The following is a 20,982-nucleotide window of genomic DNA, read 5'->3' as shown; positions in this document are numbered from 1 at the left end:
TCGTTTTACCCTTCTAAAAGGATAAATATCCGGTTTTTTTTACATTAAGGATTAAGCCTTCACTCGATTCCTAGTATCATGTGCGGTTTCTGAGCTGTGGATGACAGGAGGTTGTTTTGGTAGCTGTTCAGGAGATCATCGATATTTTAGATGGCGCGCTGCAATTAGGCGGTCGTGCTGACCAGTTTGATGCCGAAACACCTTTGTTAGGCAGTATTCCAGAGTTTGATTCCATGGCTGTGGTTATGGTGATTGGTGCTTTGGAAGATCAATACGGTTTCACTGTCGATGATGACGAAATTAGCGCAGATGTGTTTGAAACAGTTGGTACATTACATCAATTTGTTGAAAGCAAACTGAGCTGAGTATGCTGAATCTTTATTCGGTAAAGGGCCCGTTCGGTGCCCTTTTTTTGTGTGATTACAATCCTGCCTCAACCGATCTTGTCCTGTTGCTCCCGCCCTTTGCCGAGGAGATGAACAAATCCCGCCATATCATTCGTCAACAAGCCGAGCGCCTGGTGGAGAAAGGCTACCGTGTCATCGTACCGGATCTCAGAGGGACCGGTGATTCAGAAGGCGATTGGTGTAACACATCCTACCAAGAGTGGCAGCAGGAAATCCTTTGGATCATTGAGCAGGCCAAGGCACAAGGTGCAACTTCACTTACTCTTTGGGCGATACGTGCTGGCGCTCTGTTACTGCCGGAGGTGATTTCATCATCCTCTTTACCCATTAAAACCTTAATTCTGTGGTCCCCAGTGTTAAAGGGCACGCAGTGGGTGAATCAGTTTATTCGATTGCGAACCGCCGCTGCGATGATGGCGGGTGTCAAAGAGAGCGCAAACGACATTAAAGCCCAACTGAATGCAGGTGAAGTGTTAGAGATAGCAGGGTATCGCGTGTCGGCAACGTCACTCTTAGCGCTCGAATCTCTTGAGCTTGAGCCAGCCGTCATTAGAGACCAATTCACCCTGCTGGGGGATGTTTCGGCTAAAGGTGTGGCAACACCCGTGATGACTAAGTTCTACGAAGGGCTTAACAACGCAGAACTTCTGGTGGCTGAGGGTGAAAGCTATTGGGGTACGCAAGAGCTGGCTGATGGGGGCGGGGTGATCGAGCTAACCTCTAACGCATTAGATTTAGTTACGTCCGTGAATCAGTCGAAGGCTTTGTCTTGGCCATTGGCGACTGATTATGCCTGCGAACCTTTTGTTATCCCTTACTCGTCGAGCCCGCTTCAGGGGGTGATTCACCCAACTCAAGAGCCACCGACGCAAGCGATCATCATGGTGGTTGGCGGCCCTCAATATCGGGTAGGAAGTCATCAGCAATTCAAGCGTTTGGCCCAAAGCTTCCAAAAACAGGGAGTGATGACGCTGCGGTTTGATTATCAAGGCATGGGCGATTCAGCTGGAGAGCTTCGAGGGTTTGAGGCCATCGAAGGCGAGATTCGAGCGGCCGTGGACGCTTTGCTGACAAAGCAGCCATCCATTCAGCAGGTGATGCTCTGGGGGCTATGTGATGCAGCCAGCGCGATCCTGTTTTATGCCCATAAAGATCCACGCATCAGTCAGTTGTTTTTGCTAAACCCATGGGTTCGCAGCGAGCAAAGTGAGGCCGAGGCGTACCTGAAGCATTATTATTGGTCTCGTCTAACGTCCAAATCCTTCTGGAAGAAGTGTTTAAGTGGCGGCTTGGATGTAAAAAACTCTATGCGTTCACTGTTTTCGATCATACGACGGGTGATGGCGAAAGGCTCAGAAGGGGCTTCGCAAGCCGCCGATCCAACTCGCACGGGGTCGTTGGCGGATCGTTGTGATGCCGGAATGCGATTGTTTGATGGGCCGATCTCGTTGGTGATCTCGGGGCAGGATTTAACCGCAGCCGAATTTAAGGATCAGGTACTCAATCGAGCCGAATGGTCTGATTCTAAAAAGCTAACTCTGATTAACTTGCCTCAGGCGGATCATACGTTTTCGAATCAGTTGATGCGTCAGCAAGTGGCAGAAGCAACACTCAGCGCGTTAAAAAGCTGAGTGTTGCAGTTGTCTTTAGACCAAGATCTGTTTTGGGTGCGGGTGGCTTAAGAAGTCGCGTGGGCTGGCCGTAAAACCGTATGCACCAGATTGATGTACGGCGATTAGATCCCCGATCTGGATTTTAGGTAGGGCCATTTTATCGGCAATAATATCCAGCGGCGTACACAGTGGTCCAACCACTGTTATGGGCTTTTCGGCAGGGCTTTCGTTAATCTTGCCTGCAACGCTAACGGGGTAGTTTTTGCGGATGACTTGGCCAAAATTGCCGGACGCGGATAGGTGGTGATGAAGACCGCCATTGGTGATCGCAAAAGGCTCATCACGGCTTGATTTAACATCAGTCACTTCGCATACATAAAGGCCTGCTTGTCCGACAAGGTAGCGGCCTAACTCCATTACAAATTCGGCGTTAGGCAGTCGCGCGTGCGCTTCTTCTAGACGCAGAGTCAAGTTTGCAGCAATCTCGGTTAAATCAAGTTCAGATTCACCTGGGAAGTAAGGAATACCTAAACCGCCGCCGATATTCAGCCAAGTCAGCTCTGATTCAAAACCCTCAACTAAACGGTACGCAAGCTCAAAGGTGTTGTTCTGAGCTTCGATGATCGCTTCTGGCTTTAAATTTTGAGAGCCGCTGAAAATATGAAACCCCTCGAAGGACAAATGAGGGTGCTGGACAATCGATTTCACCAATGCGGGTATTCGGTCTGCATCAATGCCGAACGGCTTAGCGCCACCGCCCATCTTCATACCCGATGACTTAAGTTCGAAGTCGGGATTGACGCGTAAAGCAATGTTAGCCGTCAGATGAAGCTGTTCGCTGATGGCAATAATACGAGAGAGCTCGGTTTCCGACTCCACATTGATGATGACGCCAGATGCTACTGCTTGGGTGAGTTCTGGCTCGGTTTTACCTGGGCCAGCAAAGCTGATGTGGCGTGCAGGGATGCCGGTATCAAGCGCGGTTAATAGTTCAAGACCGGAGGCAACATCAAGGCCATCGGTAATGCCAGCCATGTGATGAACCACCGCTGGCATTGAATTCGCTTTAATCGCGTAATGCAGGTGTAAGCGCTCCGGAAACGCATCGCGTAAGCGGTGCACGGTTCGTGACATCACACTTCGGTCATACACGTAAAAAGGTGTACCGCCAGCGCGTGCGGCGAGCTGGCGAAGAGGGTGGCCACCGATCAGCAGTTCACCGCTTTCTGATACATCAAAGCTGGTTTGTGGGGCATGTTGTGGCTTATTCACCCTCAATCTCCATAAAAATCGTTTTGTATTCATCGCCCAATTGTTTACGGTCAATTTTACCGTTTTGGTTGCGCGGCAAGCTCTCGCGCTGAACGACCGTACGTGGGTGCATAAACGCAGGTAGGTGTTGTTGGCAATAGCGCTTGATCAAGGTCTCATCTATTTCCTCGGGTGCCACAATCAATAGTGCAATTGCTTGTCCCAATTCTGGATGTTGCGCGCCAATCGCTACGGCCTCGTCAATACCATCCATGCCGTAAATCACACTCTCGACTTCCGTTGGGCTTACGCGGTATCCGGAGGTTTTGATCATTTCATCATTACGACTGATGAAATAGAGGTAGCCCTCTTCGTCGTATTTTACTTGATCACCTGACCAGACCGCCATTTCGGTGATGGGCAGCTCCGGATGTTGCCCTGGTTTGGGTTTAAAGCGCTCGGCTGTTTTTCCAGGGGCGTTCCAATACCCTTTCGAAACTAAGGGGCCGGAGTGTACAAGCTCACCTGGCTCATTCGGCTCACACAAGGTGCCATCTTCACGAACCACTTGAACACACGCGTTCGGGATGGCTTTGCCCATAGAGCTTGGGCGGATGCTGACTTGATCGGGTGGCAAAAATGTAGAACGAAACGCTTCCGTGAGGCCGTACATCAAAAAGAACTGGGTATTGGGCAATGTGGCTCTTAGTTGCTCAGTTAGGGCAACAGGCATAGCACCACCGGTATTGGTGACGTATCTCAGTGTACGTGCTTCTTCTGGCCAATCCAGCGCGGCCAGTTGTGTCCATAAAGGCGGTACGCCCGCAAGGCCTGTAACGCCGTAGCGCGCAACCGCACGGATGACGTCCCTTGGGAGTAAGTAATCCATCAAGATTGCGCAAGCACCTACATTGAAGGCGGTGGTCAGCTGGCTAAGGCCGTAATCAAAACTGAGCGGTAACACCGCAAGGATTCGATCCTCCTCGGTGTTATTGAGATAGCTCGAAACGCTTTCGGCACCCACCAGCATGTTGCGATGACTTAGAACAACGCCTTTGGGCTGCCCGGTACTCCCGGAGGTATATAAAATAGCCGCCATGTCCATGTCGGTTCGGCCGCTTTGCAGCGGATGAGGCTCAGATTCAAGAGTGGCCTCAAGCAGTGTGCTGACCCGTTTTAAGGTCAGGTGCGGATATTCTTTGTTGACCGGTTTGTCATCCACTAACCAAACTTCTCGAAGGTCGTGGCAATCAGAAAGCGTATCTGCCAATAGCGTAAGACGGTCACTGGCGGTGACAAGAATGCGAACATTACAATCTTTCAGAATGTACTGAACCTGAGGGGCTTTCAATAGGGGGTTGATGGGCACAAACGTACCCCCTTGGCGTGATGTCCCCATGATGGCGATCACATTTTCAGGCAGCTTAGGCAAGTAGGTTGCAACACGCTCCTCTTGGGTGAGCCCGCTGTGCGCTAATGCTTGGCTGAAAAGACTGATCTGTTCGTCCAGCTCAGCATAGGTATATGTGTCTTGTTTATGCATCAGCGCGGCTGATGAAGGGTGCGAAACCGCCTTCTCACGGATGAGATCATCCAGAGTTCTACGCATATGTCCGTTCCTTAAGTGACAACCGGTTAATCCTTTGGCCCATTCTATCGCTTTTGGGTAGTATGTGTATATCTGAACACTGATCGACTCAAGGAGTGGGGCCATGCAAAACAGGGTGCGTTTGATAGCAATACTCGTCAGTATTTTTACATTGATCTTGATGCCAATGATTGCAAAAGCGGATCTTGTGCAATTCATCCAATCCGTCAAACCCAGTATCGTTGCCATTGGGGCTCAATACCCAGCGAAAGCGGTTCCGCGTGGTAAGCCGGCCGTTCAATATTGGGGGACGGGGTTCTCGTTAGGCGGCGGTGAGATCGTTACCAATTATCACGTCATCTCTGCCAATGAGCTGGATGTGACAAAAAATCAAGAATTGGTCGTGTTTGTGGGGGAGGGTAAAAAAGCCCGAGCTTACTCCGCAACCGTATTAAAAGCCGATATGGACCATGATTTAGCGATACTCAAAATCAGTGGGCAGGTGCCAGCTTTGTCTTTAGCGGGCAGTGCTATGGTATTGCCAGGGGCTGACATTGCCTTTACTGGCTATCCGCTAGGAATGGTGTTGGGGTTGTATTCGGTAACTCATAAAGGGATGATCTCGGCCGTTTCTCCCATTGTGTTGCCAGCCTTTTCATCTAAAACCTTAACGGCCGCTCAAATCCGTCGATTACGTGACCCTTTAACCGTGTACCAACTTGACGCTACTGCCTATCCTGGCAACAGCGGAAGCCCCCTGTTGGATGTCAAAACCGGTCAGGTTATTGGCATCATTAACAGTGTCTTTGTTAAGGGGACAAAAGAGTCAGCGATTGAAAAACCAAGTGGCATTACCTATGCCATTCCGGTTAAGTACCTTCATGCCTTAAGAGCGAAGTAGTTGGATGTTACTACGCGCGTTCCCGCAGTTATTTCGAAAAGCCCCTAAAACCACGGTCATGGTGGTTTGTATGGAAAACCTGTGCAGATCACCGTTGGCGTCTGAGTTGTTGAATGCCGTGTTTGCCCTTCAAGGGGTGGATAAGCGCTTTCGAGCCGAATCTGCGGGTATCGCTGTTGCGATTCCTGGCCGCAAAGCGGACCCTCGTGTGATCAAGTTAATGCAGGAAAAAGGACTTAGGGTGCCCAAAGGGCGCTCCCGTCAGATCAATCCTAAAATGATCGCGCAAAGCGATTTGGTACTTGCGGTAGATCATCACGTTCAGCAGCTTCTGCAAGAGAAACTTGGTGTCAGGGCGCCTCTTTTGATGGAGTTTGCGCATTTATCGTCACGTCATCAGACGCTAGATGTGCCTGACCCTTATTATACGAATCAACAAGGGTTTGAGCGGGTATATGATCTGATTGAAGAGGCCGCGATAGGTGTATCGGAGCACTTACAGAGTAAAGTCAGCACGCGTTAGGTCGTTAAGCTAACGCGTGCTTTTGGAGGCGGGAATTACAGTTGTTTGATCTTCTCCGAAGTGTCTCTTACATCAGGATTGCTCGGAGCAAGCTCTAATGCGCGATTAATCAGTTCGCGTGCTTTCTTCGGGTTAGAGTCTTTCATTAGCCATGCCGCGTTGTTTAACGCAATGACATTGTTACCGTTCTTCTCAATGGCTTGTTCAAACGCATTGAGCGCGCCTTTCTCATCGCCGTCTTCTAAGTTCACACTGCCCATGAGCGTGTAAAAGTAATCAGCACGGGTTGGGTGATTAAGGTGATCTTCAATGTAAGCTTTGGCTTCGCTTTTCTCGTTATGATTTTTCATCCAAGCCAGTAAAGTGCTGGCGTAAGCGATTTGATCTGTTTCAGAGAACGCATGTTTGAGTTTAGATTCGACTTCAGACTCATCCCCAAGAGTCATACGTTTGGCCAGCAAGGAATGATAGGCGCCGCTTTCAGGGTTGATGTCCTTCATTTTGGCTAACACCGAATCCAGCTCGTCTAACCGACCTGACGCCATCAGCTTATTGGCCATGATGATGTTGAGTGGTTCAGACTCAGGATACAGCTCGTATCGTTCATTGAGCAAAGCATCCGCTTTCACGGATTGGTTATTTTTTAAGAGTGCTTGGTATAAAAGCAAACTAGTGTCGGCACTTTGGTTGATTTGGTCAGCCTTACGAAATGCATCGATAGCAGTTACCCATTCATCCAGCTGTGCACGTGCTTTACCTGTCAACACCCAAGCATCGGCTGGCGCTCCGCTTTCAAGGGCGTTCAATATGCCAAGAGTTGCAGCAGGGCGTCCAAGAACCAGTTGTAACTGAGCCAAGTAAAGTTTGGCTTCAAACCGGTTCGGGTTGAGGCTGATGGCGTCTTCTAGGACTTTAATGGCCTTGTCTGTCTGATTATCCTCTACCAAGGCCTTTGCATAATCCACTGATAGCATGTAGCTATCAGGTTTCGCATCATAAGCTGCTTTTAATCGCTCTAAGGTCTTATCGAGTTCACCATCAAAAGCATCGATGTAAGCCAGTTGGCGTATAGCGGGTAAGTAGTCAGGCTGTTTCTCTAGTGCTTCATCAAATAGTTTTTTGGCCATTTCCTGATCCTTCATCATCAGGTAAATGGTTCCTTTAAAGCTGGGTACGAGTGGTGAGTTGTCCAACTCTTTAGGCAAACTGTCCAGTTTGGTTAGGGCTTCTTCAAAGTTACCTTTACGCGCTTCAGCTTCGGCAATGGCCAAAGTCGCTAAGGCCTGGTTACGTTCATTGTCTTGAATGGAGGCTAGCTCATTGATGGCCTCCTCAGAGTTGCTTTGCATGAACATGCTTTTTGCAAGTCCGAACTTTAAAGCGTCATTTTCTGGAGCCAGTTCAATGGCTTGCTTGAATAAGCGCTCGCCTTCCTCTGCTTTACCTTCCTTGAGGTTAACGTTTGCTAACAATGCGAGCACAGATGGGTCAACGCGATCCCCTTGGGCTTTGACTGTACGCTCTAACGATTCTTTAGCGTCATCCAGGTTGTTTAACTGGATTTGAGCCATCGCTAACAGACGGTTGCCGGTTGGGTGGTTGGGATACATCTTATGGAAGATGTTTAATTGCGCTTCGGCTTGCTCAAAGTTACCCGCATCTAAGTTGGCGTGGCCAAGCAGCATCAATATAAATGGATAAGCCTGAGGTGGTTGGACTTTTTCAGCAAGCTCCTTCGCTTTGGCCATGTCTTTTTGGTCATACGCTAAAAAGGCTTTGACATAATTGACCATAGGGTCGATTTTCGATTGCTGTTGAAAATCCTTAGGGATCTTGTCTAAGGCGGCTCTCGCTTTCTCTAGATCCTGTGCATGTAGGTACTCATAGGCCAGATTTCGTCTGGCAATGTAGCGCTCATAAGGTGTCGCATTTACATCATCCGATTGGGCATGTTCAAACGCCTCGATGGTTTTCTCGCGCTGCTTTTGGGCACGATATACATCGGCTAATGTGATCCAAGCAAGAGCGCTGTTAGGCTCTTCTTCAGTGATCTTGCCAACCCTGTCTGTCGCTAAATCGGTTTGCCCATTTACCAAGGCGACCTTGGCAGCTCCCAATTTGGCTCGCATGTTACTCGAGTCGCTTTGTAAAGCTTGATCAAACATAACCTTTGCATTATCAAACTTTTTAAGACCCAGGTAGGCTTCGGCAAGGTAACTTTTCTTTACGGCAACCAAAGGATCAGCATCGGTCGCTGAGGGGTTAAAACGTTCCAGGATGATGCTGAAGTCGCCTTTGAGGAGGAGTGCATCGCCAAGGAGGGTGTAAGCTTCAACGTCGTTTGCCCCCAATTGAACCGCTTTGCGAAGCTCGGCTGCGGCAATGTGTGCTTGGCCTTTTTCTAGATAGAGCTTACCCAGCTCGACGCGAGCTTGTGGTGCATCGGGAGATTGCTGTATCGCATTTTTTAAGCTGATTTCAGCCGATTTAAATTCATTTTGGTCAATGAATTTTTGGGATTCGGCTAGATATTCGTCATAGGTTTTGGAGGCTTGGTTGCAGCCGGTCAGAATAAGAGTACTGCTCAGGGTAACAAGGCCTATACGACTGATAAGCCCACGAAAATATTTTCGATGAGTGCTACTGCGGTAATCCATAACCCACGGTATTCCTTTCAAATTAACATTGGATGCAAAGGTACCATTTTTCGCAAATAAGTAACAGTTGACTTCAGTCGGTTGAGTATTTTTCATTCAGAGCAGGTCGTGTACTCAAGTTTTCACTGAAGCAAGGAAGCAAAATGCCATGTTTGAACTATGCTTACGTTATTCCGATCATAATTTAGGTCTCTATTAAGAGTGCCGTACTAGAGAGTAGCAGTATGACAGAGTCGATCGCCGAAACATTTCATCAGTACTTTACGATTCAGCAGGCGCTAACAGAGCAAGAGCAGCAGGCATTCTTCAAAATGCGCTACCGAGTATACTGTGAAGAGTTTGGCTATGAGGATCAATCTGCATTTTCTAAACCCGAAGAGACAGATAAGTTTGATGCGGTGTCCAAGCATATCGTGATAATTCACAATGCTACGGGGCGTGTCGCGGCAGGGGCTCGTTTGGTCCCCGGAAGTCTAGAGACCAAAAAGGTGAATCGTTTGCCAATGGAGGTCTATTGTGCCCCCTGTCTCGACCAAGAGACACTTGTATTGCTTGCCACCGAGCGCGATGCGATTTGTGAGATTTCAAGACTTGCCGTTGATCCAGACTTTCGTCGCCGCCCAAATGAAAAATCAGCGCGATACGGTAATGTACATTTTCATGATGACGAAAAGCGGGTGTTCCCATTGTTGGCGGTTGCGCTACTCATGGGAGTGAATACTGTGGCGCTGGATTATGGTTGGAATAACGTGTTGGCGATGATGGAAAGCTTTCTACCGCGCCTGTTAAGACGCTCTGGGTTGGAATTTTTAGATGCAGGGGTTCCTATGGAATACCATGGAACTCGGGCGCCCTATAAAATCCGCGCAGAGGTTGCCAAAAGCAGTTGGAACGGTGAATTACTCGAACTTTATCAAGCTGTTGAAGCGCAATTGACAGATCATGGTAAAAGTAATTTGCACCAAACTACTCGAAGTGTCTCTTAATGGATACCTAATTTTAGGTATTTTCCCTTGAAATAGGTTTTGGTTGGTCCATTAACTGGTGTATCATTCACGCTAAATGTGAGATATCGCATCTTTAAACGGCTTTAAAGATGTTTCACTTTCGGGTTGTACTGAGGTAACTCAGGGATAAGGAAACATTAATCTTTACGTAAGGTTAACGGCATTTTGCCAAGGATGTTCGATCATGGATAAGGTCTCTGCAACGGCTTATCGTCAGTCTGAATCGCTGCCCCTAAACGGTCGCTCTGTGGGTAAAGAAGATACCCGCAAGCGTAAGCGTTCTCTTTTTGTCGGCAAATTCCGACTGTTTAATCATTTTGTCCATGGTCAGTTTGTTCTTCTTGCCACGTTCGAATTCGTAACTTTAGCGTGTTTAATGCTTGGACTATCCGATTGGAAATTGGAGGGGCTGGGTGATTATGCGCGTATGTTGTTCCCGCCGATGTTATTGTCCTTCTTTTTAGCGGCTGTTGGTTTGTATGATACGCGTCAGCGTCCGCACTCGTCTTATGTGATTAAACGCATCCTGTCGGCATTGGTGCTCTCTACCTTGTGCTTAGTCTCGGTCAACATCGTTTGGGTATGGTTTAGAGGATACCCGCTCTTCGAGCTGGGAGTTACAGAAGCGGCTTCATCGGCGTTGGTGCTTTTCTCTATTCGTGGTCTTTTCTATCGATATGTCGATGGAAAAGTGCTGCGCAAACGAGTCATGGTATACGGTGCGGGTAAACGAGCGGCCTACATTCAGCTGATGCGTCGTAAGGCTGATATGCGTGGCTTTGAGTTGGTTGGCTTTGTATCTGAGTCCGGTGTTTCTGTTGATGATGCGATTCAAAACTCGGGCAAAGATATCCTTCATGATAGCTCAGAGCTGGCTGCGTGGGCGAAGGCGCATCAAGTCGATGAGATTGTGGTGGCGCTGGATGATCGACGCCAAGGCAAGCGTATTAACGAGCTTTTGCAATGTAAACTTAGCGGCATTGAAGTGATCGATATGCTCGACTTCTTTGAGCGCGAGCGCGGTGTGATCCATCTGGACTTATTTAACCCGGGTTGGATGATCTATTCACGTGGCTTTAAGCCTGATACATGGCGCTCATTTAAAAAGAGAGCGATTGATGTGTTAGCTAGTCTTTTTTTGTTGTTTATTTTCTCGCCTTTTATTGTGTTGACGATTATCGCCATTCTTATTGAGTGTCGGGGTAAAGATAAAATTTTCTACACGCAAAAACGCGTTGGGCGTGACGGTAAGCCGTTTGATGTCTATAAGTTCAGAAGTATGCGTTCTGATGCCGAAGCGGGCGGTAAGGCTCAGTGGGCTCAGAAAAATGATGCGCGTGTTACAAAGGTGGGTGAGATTATTCGTAAATTCCGAATTGACGAGTTGCCACAGCTTTGGAATGTCTTGATTGGTGATATGAGCTTGGTGGGGCCGCGTCCTGAGCGTCCTCAGTTTGTTGATCACCTCGAGGGGTTGAATTCCCTGTACCCAGAGCGTCACCGTGTAAGCCCAGGTGTAACGGGGTGGGCTCAGTTGTGTTATCCGTATGGTGCATCGGATGAAGACTCTTTGAAAAAGCTGGAGTTTGACCTGTACTATGTCAAAAATCACAGCTTCTTTCTGGATATGTACATCCTAATTCAAACCGTTGAAGTGGTTTTGTTCCAAAAAGGATCGCGCTAGCGGGAAGGCTGTGCGGGTCTTTCGGCCATAAAAAAACCAAGCTGATGCTTGGTTTTTTTATGGCCGAAAGTTTGTCTAACTTTTTAGACAGGGTACGGGATGTTCTTAGGGTCGATATCGTATTTTTCGAACATGCTGTACAGGGTTGGGCGAGTAATCCCAAGTAGTTTAGCGGCGTCCGAAATGCTTTGATTGGCATGATGCAGAGCACGATAAATGGCTTTGCGTTCGGCTTCTTCGCGAATCTGCTTTAGATTAAGCGGCGCTGAGTCGATAGGTAGGCTGCTGGGTAGCAGTGCCAAGTCTTCGGCATTGACTAGTGGGCCGTCCGACATGATAACAGCTCGCTTAACCTTGCTTTCTAACTCGCGTACATTGCCAGGCCAGGAATATTGCTCCATAGCTGACAGAGCATCGCGATCAAACCCTTTTAGGTTTTTACTGTATTCCTGATTAAAGCGATTCAAAAACGCTTTTGCCAACAAGAGTACATCGCCGTCTCGTTCCTTCAGTGAAGGAATATCGACGGTGATTTCACTGATCCGGTAGAACAAGTCCTCGCGAAAACGTCCGTCTTGGATGTGTTGGGTCAGGTCTTGGTGGGTTGCGCATATGATGCGAACATCCAGTGGTATCTCTTTGCGCCCGCCGACACGTTCAATGACGCGCTCTTGTAAGAAGCGTAAAAGTTTAGCCTGTAAATCGTAGGGAAGGTCGCCAATCTCGTCCAAGAAGATCGTACCACCATTGGCCATTTCAAATTTACCGATGGTTTGTTTGGCGGCCCCTGTGAAAGCCCCTTTTTCGTAACCAAACAGCTCGCTTTCAAGGAGGTTCTCAGGGATGGCAGCACAGTTAATGGCCACCATACGCTGGTTCGAGCGTGAGCTAAGATTATGGATAGCCTGAGCAAACAGCTCTTTACCTGTGCCGCTTGCGCCAAGCAAAAGTGTTGTGATGTCGGATGGGGCGACTTTCTCGATGGTGCGGCAGGCTCTCAGCATCGCTGGGCTGGTTGCGATAATGCCATCCAGAGGCATTCCTTGTTTTTGGTTGAGATGAAGTTGTTTGTTCTCCTTCTCAAGATCAAAAACGCGATAAGCTCTGTCGACCATGAGTTTGATCATTTCGGGGTCGGCTGGCTTTTGATAAAAATCGTAAGCGCCTAAGGCGATCGCTTTGACCGCATTTGAGCGGTCGTTGTCGCCTGTAATGATGATGACTTTTGTCTCAGGAATTAGTTTTAAGATCTCTTGAAGTATTGCAAACCCTTCTCGAGTACCGCCGGGGTCTGGCGGTAAGCCAAGATCAAGCAAAACAACACCGGGCTCGGTGCGTCTTAAGTGGGCGATTGCATCGGCGCGGTTGCCGGCAATACTTACTTCGTAGTCGTCAAAGCACCAGCGTAGCTGGCTTTGCAACCCCTCGTCATCCTCAACAATTAATAAGTGCTTGATCATTCCTTTCACACATTTTCCATACATCTTTTCGCATTATAAATCATTCAGGGGTCGTAAAGGGAAGTGTGATCGTAAATTTACTTCCTTCGCCCTCTGAACTTGTGACGTGAATCTCGCCGCCTAAGGCGCGAATGGCCTCGCGGCTTTCATAGGCTCCAATGCCCATGCCGGTCAATCCTTTTGTGGAGTCAAACGCTTTGAATAAGCGCTCTCGTATAAAGCTTTCGCTCATGCCTGTGCCGGTATCTTGGATGATGACAGTGATGTCGTTTAGATTTTTTTCGGTCGCCAGGGTGATGTGTCCGTCCCTGTCTGTCGCATCGTAGGCATTTTGTAAAAGATGGCCAATGACCGTGATCAGTTGGTCTTGGTCGGCCTTCGCGTAGATGGGCTCATCGCTTAAGCTGATCGAGAGTTTTGGCTCAAGGTGGGTAAATCGAGCAGCGGCCTGTTTGGCAATGTCGTTGATGTCTAGAAGGTCAAGTTGTTCGCCTCGCATCCCCTCGCGCATCTGTTCCATGAGTTTTGTCATGCGCTTGACGGAGTTATCGACCGTTTTAATAACGTCATCAACAAAGGCGGGTTTGTGTTTGTGACGCTCAGCATTGGTAACGATCAGTGACTGTTGTGCCAAAATATTTTTTAAGTCATGTACGACGTATGCCGAGAGTCGATTAAATGCCTCAAATTGGCGTGCTTCGATCAGGGCTTGGTTGGCTTGGTGTTGAGCTAAAAAAGAGGCTGCCTGCTTGCTCGCGATCTTGAGTAGGTCTCTATCCTCCCAGTTAACCACGGTCATGAAGCTTGAGCGCTTAACCAATAAGATACCAATTAAATCGTTGTTAAAAAGCAGGGGAAGGATCAGCCATGCTTGAGGGATGTCGGTTAGAGTTTTAGGAAGTTGCAACTGCTCATAACGCTCTGGGGTGTTATTCCATTCATCTAAATCGATAATCCATTGAGAGTGCTCCATAAAGTCGATCAATGGAGTGGCTTGGCCGATATCGATCGTCTCTGGCATGTGAGTATGTGCGAGCTTCTTGAACGAATTATCTCGTGCACGGCTCCAAAGGCTGCAACCTGGGCTTTTGATCATAGTGGAGAACGTAGTGCAAATTCGTTCTGGAATTTCCATCTGATGATCGGACAGTAAAGTCGTAGTGCGCAGCCACTCTTCTCGGTAATCGTATTTATAAGAGAAGAAATGCTTGTTTAAGATAACTTTGGTGCTGGAGCGAATTTTGTCCGAGAACAGCAGCACCAAAAGCAGCATCAGAGCGCCGGCGATGAAGGTAAATTGGAGAAGTTGTCCCCAAGAGCCTCCGTACAGGTTTATCAGGTAACCTGCGAAGGCCATGATGATTAAATAAGCACCCGCACCTGTGAGAGTTGCTGTATGGAAGACGACCTCGCGGGAGATTTGCAGTCTTCGGCTCCAGCTGGGTAGGCGAAGCAGTGAAAGGCCAAGTAAGGGGATGGCTAATAGGTAAACCAAGCTTCTGAAGTTGATTAGGCTGACATCGATTTGACGAAACAGAAGCGTGTTTGAGAACAAGTAAAGGTCAAAGCAGAAGATAATGCCTAGTCCTAAGCATAGGTGCTTTACCGCCCAGCGGCGAACACGGTCGCTGTTACGAAAGATCTGTTCGATCACGATCAGGTTTACAACAGTGACAATCAACAGGGTGATGGTCGGAAGATCTTCAATGAAGGTGCTTTGGTTGAGGTTCCAGATTCTGACTAGAATCGGCACGGTCATGCAAAGTGTAATGCCGATACTGGCAAAAAGTTGGGCTTTCCAAGAGCGTGAGAAAACCCCAAACCAAGAGCGTTGATCGGGCATCTGTTCACTAGAGAAGCGTAATAGGAAAACAAACCACCCCAATGATTTCAGCATTTCGGTCGCAAAAACGGCTAAAGGGATATAGGTGGCTTGCGAGTACCCGCTTGCAGTAAAGCCCGCCCAAAGCGCTGTGGACAGAAGGGCAACCCAAAAGAAAGAGGGGAGCTTGTGCGAGTGTTTTCCAGGTTTGGAGGCTAGGCGGCTGAATAACAGCAGTAGGGTCAGCAGAGAAAAGCCAACGCCCGTCGCTGCATAGGTGTAAAAACCAATGTGTCCAACCAAATCCATGGTACTTCGGAAATCCTTGTCGCTGGGTGATCTGTGTATTCGGGAATTCCCTGTAAAGTTGGAGAGAATACACAAAAAATTAAAGTGAAATCTTCTTCTATAAGCAGTACCATTGTAAACCAGTCATGGAAGTAATGCTCGCAGGATTATCAAGGATTAGATCAAGGCCTCCTTATGTCGAAAATTGACGAAGTTCGAAGCGCCCTCCAAAACCAATCCCACACTTGGTTGATCACCGGTGTCGCTGGTTTTATTGGATCCCATTTATTAGAAGAGTTGCTACAGCTGGGTCAGCGTGTGGTTGGGATAGATAATTTCTCGACAGGTCGCGAGATTAACTTACAGCAAGTTCAAGCCATTGTGGGCGATGAAAACTGGTCGCGTTTTACGCTGATTAAGGGCGATATCTGCGATCTTGATACCTGTCAAAAGGCGGTATCCGGTGTGGATTATGTTCTTCACCAAGCAGCATTAGGCAGTGTTCCTCGTTCAATTGAAAACCCGATTCGCACTCACGAGTCCAACGTCAACGGCTTTCTGAATATGCTTGAAGCGGTTCGACTGGCGAAGGTTAAAACCTTTGTTTACGCTGCATCTTCATCGACGTATGGCGATCACCCTGGTCTTCCTAAGCAAGAAGACCTGATCGGTAATCCGCTTTCCCCTTACGCTGTTACCAAATACGTTAACGAGTTGTACGCGAATGTGTACACGCGTGTGTACGGTGTGAATACGGTTGGGCTTCGTTACTTTAATGTGTTTGGTCCAAGACAAGATCCTAATGGCGCCTACGCGGCGGTGATCCCTAAATGGTGTGATATGTTGAAACGCCATGAGATCTGTCATATCAATGGCGATGGTGAAACATCCCGGGATTTTTGTTACGTAAAAAACGCGGTGCAAATGAATTTATTGGCCGCGCTGACCAAAGATCAAGATGCTAAAAATCAGGTCTACAACGTGGCTGTGGGTGATCGTACAACGCTGAATCAGTTATTCAGTGCCATTCGTGAGCGCTTGGCAGAAGATGACACGTCTGTTTTGGGCCAAGAGCCGAATTATCGAGATTTTAGAGCGGGTGATGTGCGTCACTCGCAGGCCGATATCAGTAAAGCACAAACGTTGCTTGGGTATCAGCCGACCCATCGAATTTCCGACGGTTTAACAGAGACCGTCCGTTGGTTCAGTCACGAGTCAAACTGAGCCAAACCGTTTTTTAGATTTAAGGATTGAGTGGTAGTAATCATGGAAAAAATTGCCGTCGTAGGTTTAGGGTATGTTGGTTTGCCCTTGGCTGTCGCCTTTGGGAAAAAAACCGCAACGATCGGTTTTGATCTGGACCAAAAGAAACTCGACAACTACCGTAACGGAGTGGATCCAAGTGGTGAGGTTGATCCAGAAGGTTTAGCTGCGGCAAAGCAGCTTGAGTACACGGCAGATCCTGCGCGTTTAGGCGAGGCGGATATTATCGTTGTTGCCGTGCCAACGCCAATTGATAAAGCGCGTCGTCCAGACCTTAGCCCTCTGATTGGTGCCTGCAAAACAGTCGGTGCGAACATCAAGCCTGGTGCAATTGTTGTGTTTGAATCAACGGTTTTCCCGGGCTGCTCGGAAGAGGTCTGCGTACCTATTCTTGAAAAAGAGTCGGGCATGCCTTGGGCGGGAGCGCCTGATGCTGCAGCTGATACGTCAGGGTTTTACATCGGTTACTCGCCAGAGCGCATTAACCCAGGTGACAAAGTAAACCGTCTTGAGACCATCGTTAAAATCGTATCAGGTGATACGGCTGATACCTTGGACAAAGTTGCTCGTCTATACGAATTAGTGGTTGATGCGGGCGTACATCGTGCGGCCAGTGTAAAAGTGGCTGAGGCGGCAAAAGTGATTGAGAACACTCAGCGTGATCTCAACATCGCTTTAATGAACGAGTTGTCATTAATCTTCCATAAACTCGATATTGATACACTGGATGTACTTGAAGCGGCGGGTACCAAATGGAACTTCTTGCCGTTCCGTCCAGGTTTGGTGGGTGGTCACTGTATAGGTGTCGATCCATACTACCTTACCTTTAAAGCGGAAGAGGCGGGTCATCACCCTCAGGTTATTCTTGCTGGACGTCAGACCAACGATGGCATGGGTAAGTACATTGCGGAGCAAACGGTTAAAGGGTTGATTCAATCCGGAAAAGCGGTGAATGGCGCTAAGATCACTATTTTGGGATTGACCTTTAAAGAGGACTGCCCTGATCTTCGTAACTCTCGTGTTGAAGATATTATTGCAGAGCTCAACGATTACCGATGCGATGTGTCTGTGCATGATCCTATTGCTGACAATGAAGAAGCCGTTCATGAATACGGCGTTACGTTGAAAGAGTGGGATGAGCTGCCAAAAGCGGACGCAATTATTTTGGCGGTTGCTCATAAGGACTACAAAGGTTTGTCTGTCAGCGATTTGCAGTTCCTTGCAAACGGTGATGCCCTTGTGATGGATGTGAAAAGCTTAATGAATCGTGATCAGTTTGATGGTTCAGATTTGCGTTTATGGCGTTTATAATCCTTTAAGTGTCATGCAATTTTACAAAGTTAGGGGGCTTTTCGTATAAAGCCCATTAGTGTGATGGAAGAACGCGGTTAGCCGTAAGCTAAACCTATTAATATCATGGGATTAGCTTTGTTGGTGCCAAAATTGCTTATGGAATACGGACCAATTTCAGTCCGAGATCTTCAGTAAACAGGATGTGAACATGATGGAGCAGGATCAAAATTCAACCCAACGCTCAGAAAACAGCGAAAAGAAACCCGCTGTGAACAAAGGGCGTCGTAAACTGTTTGGTGCCAGTTTGGCTGCTCCTGTGGTGATGAGCCTATCATCACGTACGGCATGGGGGGGCACGTTGTGTGCGCCTTCTGCTTTCAACTCCGCAACTTTTGCATCCCACCACCCGAGCGAAGCGAACGATTGTGCGCAATCAGCCGGTTACTCGCCAAGCTATTGGCGCGATAACCCAACAGCATGGCCATCAGCCTACTTGGCTGATGCGGCAACCACGCTCGACAGCACCGCTGACCCAGACGATATTACGGTCGAGTGCTCGGTAAGCACCTCTATGTGGGGCGCGGACAACGGTTACTACTTTGATGAAGTCACAGGCTTTGCCACTTGCCGTAGCCCATCTCGCTTTAATGAGGTTTTTGGTGTCAGTATCTTTGACCCAGAAGTGACTCTGATGGAAGTGCTCAAAAATAAAACCGGTGCGAACAGTTTAGGTGGCGATATTGAAGCCAGCGCAGTGGCGGCATTGTTAAATGCTGAAGCGGGCAACATCACCTTAGGCGAGCCGTCTCAGGCGTATGCCGTGGCTAAAGTCATCGAAATCTTCAGTACATTAATGACGGGCTCTGGCTATGTTATGAGCACAGGCCAAGAGGTATACTGGAACTCAGATCCGAACAGCGTAGGCTTCACTATGTCGGATTATTTTACGGCTTCCTATATCGCCTAATCTGCCAGTATCGTTTTGAAGCAGTATCGTGCCGCGATCCAGCTCGATGAGTTTTGGGTCGCCGATTTCGAAACCAGTTTGGTATTACATCACAAGAATAGCGGCCAAGTTCTCTTATTGTCTGCGGCGGCTTTTCGTCTCCTATCTGCTTTCCCAAGTTTTACGGAAGCTGACTCTGGCCTTACTTTTGATCAGGCTGTCTTGAAGCTCTACCTTCTTGATACCGCGCCCTTGGTCAGTGAATTCGATCAACTGCGTAGAGCGGGCTACTTGGTTGAATCATGATTGTTGAAGATCTATCAAGAAGCGAGTTAAACCACTTATTAAAACAAGATGGGCTCGGTTTAAAAATCGGCCGATATCGTTTTTTGATTCGATCCACCTTGAGTGATGTAGTGGATCACATCTATCACCTTTACCCTAAAAGTGAGCTGTGCCCTAAGGGCTCTTTTTACGATTTTCCAATTGAGGTTCGTTTAGTTAAAGGGGCGCGACGCTGGTTTAAACCGCTGGCTGAGTTTGTCTTTAACGGTAATGTGCCTTTTACGCCGCTGCCTAAAGGACAAGCGCCAGCATTAATGGAGTGGGGGATTAATTGGTGTATCTCGGCCTTTGTGCAAACGCATTTGATTTTTCATGCTGCCGTTGTTGAGAAAAACGGCCGTGGGTTGATTATGCCTGGCCCGTCGGGTTCAGGTAAAAGTACGCTCTGCACCTCTTTGGTGGCACACGGTTGGCGCTTGTTGTCAGACGAGCTCACCTTGATTGATTTGAGTACGGGTAAGATTACTCCCTTCCCAAAACCGATTAGCTTAAAAAATGCGTCTATCTCGTTTATCGAGCAGCGTTGGCCAGAGGCTATCAAAGGCAAAGAGTGCCACGAGACGACCAAGGGCGTTGTTGCACACTTTAAGGCCCCTGATGACTCTATGTTGGCGTCGGATCAAGCCGTCTCGCCTTATTGGGTGTTGTTCCCAAAATACTCACCGGACAGTCCTTTTGTGTGCAGTGAAGTAGATAAAGGCGCAGCCTTTCTGGATTTGATAGATAACGCCTTTAACTACCATGTGCTTCACGGTGATGGGTTTCGAGCCTTAGAGCAATGCGTGCAAAATGTGGATCTCTTTGATTTAGAGTACAGCGACGTTGACGATGTCATTAAGTGGTTGGATGCGCAATGAGGTCACCAAGCATACTCTCGCAACTGTTAGTCGGTGACTTGTCGCCAAAGGGGTTGGATAACGCAGCTTGGAATGAGGTGATTCAGCAAGCCCGAGCATCGCAAACCTTGGCTATGCTCTATCATCGCTTGAAACAGCGTGTGCAGCTAAGATTTGTTCCGCACGTGGTGCAGTGGCACTTGGTGTCCGCAGCCAAATTGGCTGAAAAATATAAGCGGGACCTTGCCCTAGAGTTAGGGCATATCGAGCCTGTGGTCGGTGTCGAGGGTATCAGCACCGTTCTGTTAAAAGGCGCGGCCTATGTCACCGAAGGGCATCCCTATTTTGAAGGGCGGATCTTTTCTGACATTGACTTACTGATCCCCCAGGAGAAGCTTCCCAATATTGAAAAGTCTCTAGGCTGGCTCGGATGGGGCGGTGGTCACCATTCGGAGTACGATCAGCGGTATTATCGTCAATGGATGCATGAGCTACCGCCATTGATACACTCTAAGCGATTTACTGTATTGGATTTACACCACACCATATTGCCGTTAACCGCCAAATATAAGCCTTCTGGAAAAGACTTGTTGGATAACGCTGTCCCTTTGGGTAACGGGTTATCAAGGCTAAGCCGAGTGGATCAGCTTCTTCACAGCGCGACCCATCTGTTTACAGACAGTGAATGGGATCACGCCTATCGAGATCTGATTGACTGCGACACCTTAATTCGTTTGCTTCTAGAGGAGCAGATCACCCTAGAGGCATTGCTCGATCGCGCTAAGGTGTTGGATTTAGGAATGCCGCTTGCCTTGGTGTTGCGTTATACACAGAAGGTATTGAACACACCGGTCCCCGATACGTGGCAAGCCGCTGTGAACGCACATTACCGGCCTTGGCTTCCGTGGTCCTGGTTGGACTGTTTATACGGTGCTGTGTTGTGCCCGCCGCATCCGGAGTCGTACAAAGCGATTAGCCCGTTTGCGTTACGCGTTTTGTTTATTCGCGGTCATGCACTTCGGATGCCACTTGGCTTATTGGTGCGTCACCTTAGCTATAAAGCGTTTGTTGTGCCGTTTCAAAAAGCCAAGGACTGAG

At 48.3% G+C, this 20,982-nt stretch carries 16 protein-coding genes; 11 read left to right on the top strand and 5 right to left on the bottom strand.

Annotated elements, in window-relative coordinates:
- The first annotated feature begins 116 nt into the window (after positions 1-116).
- Both ACXAF9_RS01250 and ACXAF9_RS01245 read left to right on the top strand, forming a co-directional pair.
- Positions 117-365: an acyl carrier protein gene (locus ACXAF9_RS01250; protein WP_475069416.1), complete on the top strand. Its 249-nt coding sequence runs from the start codon at positions 117-119 to the stop codon at positions 363-365.
- A 2-nt stretch (positions 366-367) separates the two neighbouring features.
- A complete protein-coding gene (locus tag ACXAF9_RS01245) occupies positions 368-2,038 on the top strand; it encodes a hydrolase 1, exosortase A system-associated (RefSeq protein ID WP_475069415.1) in 1,671 nt (556 codons plus the stop codon).
- 15 nt (positions 2,039-2,053) lie between these two features.
- Here the strand turns inward: ACXAF9_RS01245 and ACXAF9_RS01240 are convergent, their stop codons facing one another.
- Together ACXAF9_RS01240 and ACXAF9_RS01235 are read right to left on the bottom strand one after the other, a co-directional pair.
- Positions 2,054-3,292 carry a pyridoxal-dependent decarboxylase, exosortase A system-associated gene (locus ACXAF9_RS01240; RefSeq protein WP_475069414.1) on the bottom strand — a complete coding sequence of 413 codons (1,239 nt, stop codon included), beginning with the start codon at positions 3,290-3,292 and terminating at the stop codon, positions 2,054-2,056.
- Positions 3,285-4,880, bottom strand: a complete 1,596-nt coding sequence (locus ACXAF9_RS01235; protein WP_475069413.1) for an acyl-CoA ligase (AMP-forming), exosortase A system-associated — start codon at positions 4,878-4,880, stop codon at positions 3,285-3,287. Before ACXAF9_RS01235 ends, ACXAF9_RS01240 begins: the two co-directional genes overlap by 8 nt.
- A gap of 103 nt (positions 4,881-4,983) precedes the next feature.
- Here ACXAF9_RS01235 and ACXAF9_RS01230 point away from each other — a divergent pair, with 103 nt between their 5' ends.
- Together ACXAF9_RS01230 and ACXAF9_RS01225 are read left to right on the top strand one after the other, a co-directional pair.
- Positions 4,984-5,760: a S1 family peptidase gene (locus tag ACXAF9_RS01230; RefSeq protein WP_475069412.1), complete on the top strand. Its 777-nt coding sequence runs from the start codon at positions 4,984-4,986 to the stop codon at positions 5,758-5,760.
- 4 nt (positions 5,761-5,764) lie between these two features.
- A complete protein-coding gene (locus ACXAF9_RS01225; RefSeq protein WP_475069411.1) occupies positions 5,765-6,283 on the top strand; it encodes an arsenate reductase/protein-tyrosine-phosphatase family protein in 519 nt (172 codons plus the stop codon).
- A gap of 35 nt (positions 6,284-6,318) precedes the next feature.
- Here the strand turns inward: ACXAF9_RS01225 and prsT are convergent, their stop codons facing one another.
- Positions 6,319-8,940, bottom strand: a complete 2,622-nt coding sequence (prsT, locus tag ACXAF9_RS01220; protein WP_475069410.1) for an XrtA/PEP-CTERM system TPR-repeat protein PrsT — start codon at positions 8,938-8,940, stop codon at positions 6,319-6,321.
- A 224-nt stretch (positions 8,941-9,164) separates the two neighbouring features.
- On the opposite strand from prsT, the gene ACXAF9_RS01215 reads away from it, so the two are divergent.
- Positions 9,165-9,926, top strand: coding sequence for a PEP-CTERM/exosortase system-associated acyltransferase (locus ACXAF9_RS01215; RefSeq protein ID WP_475069409.1), 762 nt, complete (start codon positions 9,165-9,167; stop codon positions 9,924-9,926).
- A 205-nt stretch (positions 9,927-10,131) separates the two neighbouring features.
- Positions 10,132-11,631: a TIGR03013 family XrtA/PEP-CTERM system glycosyltransferase gene (locus tag ACXAF9_RS01210; RefSeq protein WP_475069408.1), complete on the top strand. Its 1,500-nt coding sequence runs from the start codon at positions 10,132-10,134 to the stop codon at positions 11,629-11,631.
- An 83-nt stretch (positions 11,632-11,714) separates the two neighbouring features.
- Here the strand turns inward: ACXAF9_RS01210 and prsR are convergent, their stop codons facing one another.
- A complete protein-coding gene (gene prsR / locus ACXAF9_RS01205; RefSeq protein ID WP_475069543.1) occupies positions 11,715-13,091 on the bottom strand; it encodes a PEP-CTERM-box response regulator transcription factor in 1,377 nt (458 codons plus the stop codon).
- Positions 13,092-13,131: 40 nt separating this feature from the next.
- A complete protein-coding gene (gene prsK / locus ACXAF9_RS01200; protein WP_475069407.1) occupies positions 13,132-15,222 on the bottom strand; it encodes an XrtA/PEP-CTERM system histidine kinase PrsK in 2,091 nt (696 codons plus the stop codon).
- A 174-nt stretch (positions 15,223-15,396) separates the two neighbouring features.
- Here prsK and ACXAF9_RS01195 point away from each other — a divergent pair, with 174 nt between their 5' ends.
- The 5 genes from ACXAF9_RS01195 (at position 15,397) to ACXAF9_RS01175 (ending at position 20,981) form a co-directional block, all read left to right on the top strand.
- On the top strand, positions 15,397-16,425 hold the full coding sequence (locus ACXAF9_RS01195) for an SDR family oxidoreductase (RefSeq protein ID WP_475069406.1): 1,029 nt from the start codon (positions 15,397-15,399) through the stop codon (positions 16,423-16,425).
- Positions 16,426-16,467: 42 nt separating this feature from the next.
- A complete protein-coding gene (locus ACXAF9_RS01190) occupies positions 16,468-17,775 on the top strand; it encodes a nucleotide sugar dehydrogenase (protein WP_475069405.1) in 1,308 nt (435 codons plus the stop codon).
- Between the two features lie 190 nt (positions 17,776-17,965).
- Positions 17,966-18,724 (top strand): hypothetical protein, encoded by a 759-nt coding sequence (locus ACXAF9_RS01185; protein WP_475069404.1) that lies wholly within the window; start codon positions 17,966-17,968, stop codon positions 18,722-18,724.
- A gap of 281 nt (positions 18,725-19,005) precedes the next feature.
- Positions 19,006-19,905 (top strand): HprK-related kinase A, encoded by a 900-nt coding sequence (locus tag ACXAF9_RS01180; protein WP_475069403.1) that lies wholly within the window; start codon positions 19,006-19,008, stop codon positions 19,903-19,905.
- Positions 19,902-20,981, top strand: coding sequence for a nucleotidyltransferase family protein (locus ACXAF9_RS01175; protein ID WP_475069402.1), 1,080 nt, complete (start codon positions 19,902-19,904; stop codon positions 20,979-20,981). The genes ACXAF9_RS01180 and ACXAF9_RS01175 overlap by 4 nt, the downstream gene beginning before the upstream one ends.
- Position 20,982 lies beyond the last annotated feature (1 nt).

The organism is Neptunomonas sp. ABH4_499, from assembly GCF_056160565.1.
This window is presented reverse-complemented; position numbering and strand designations above follow the sequence as displayed.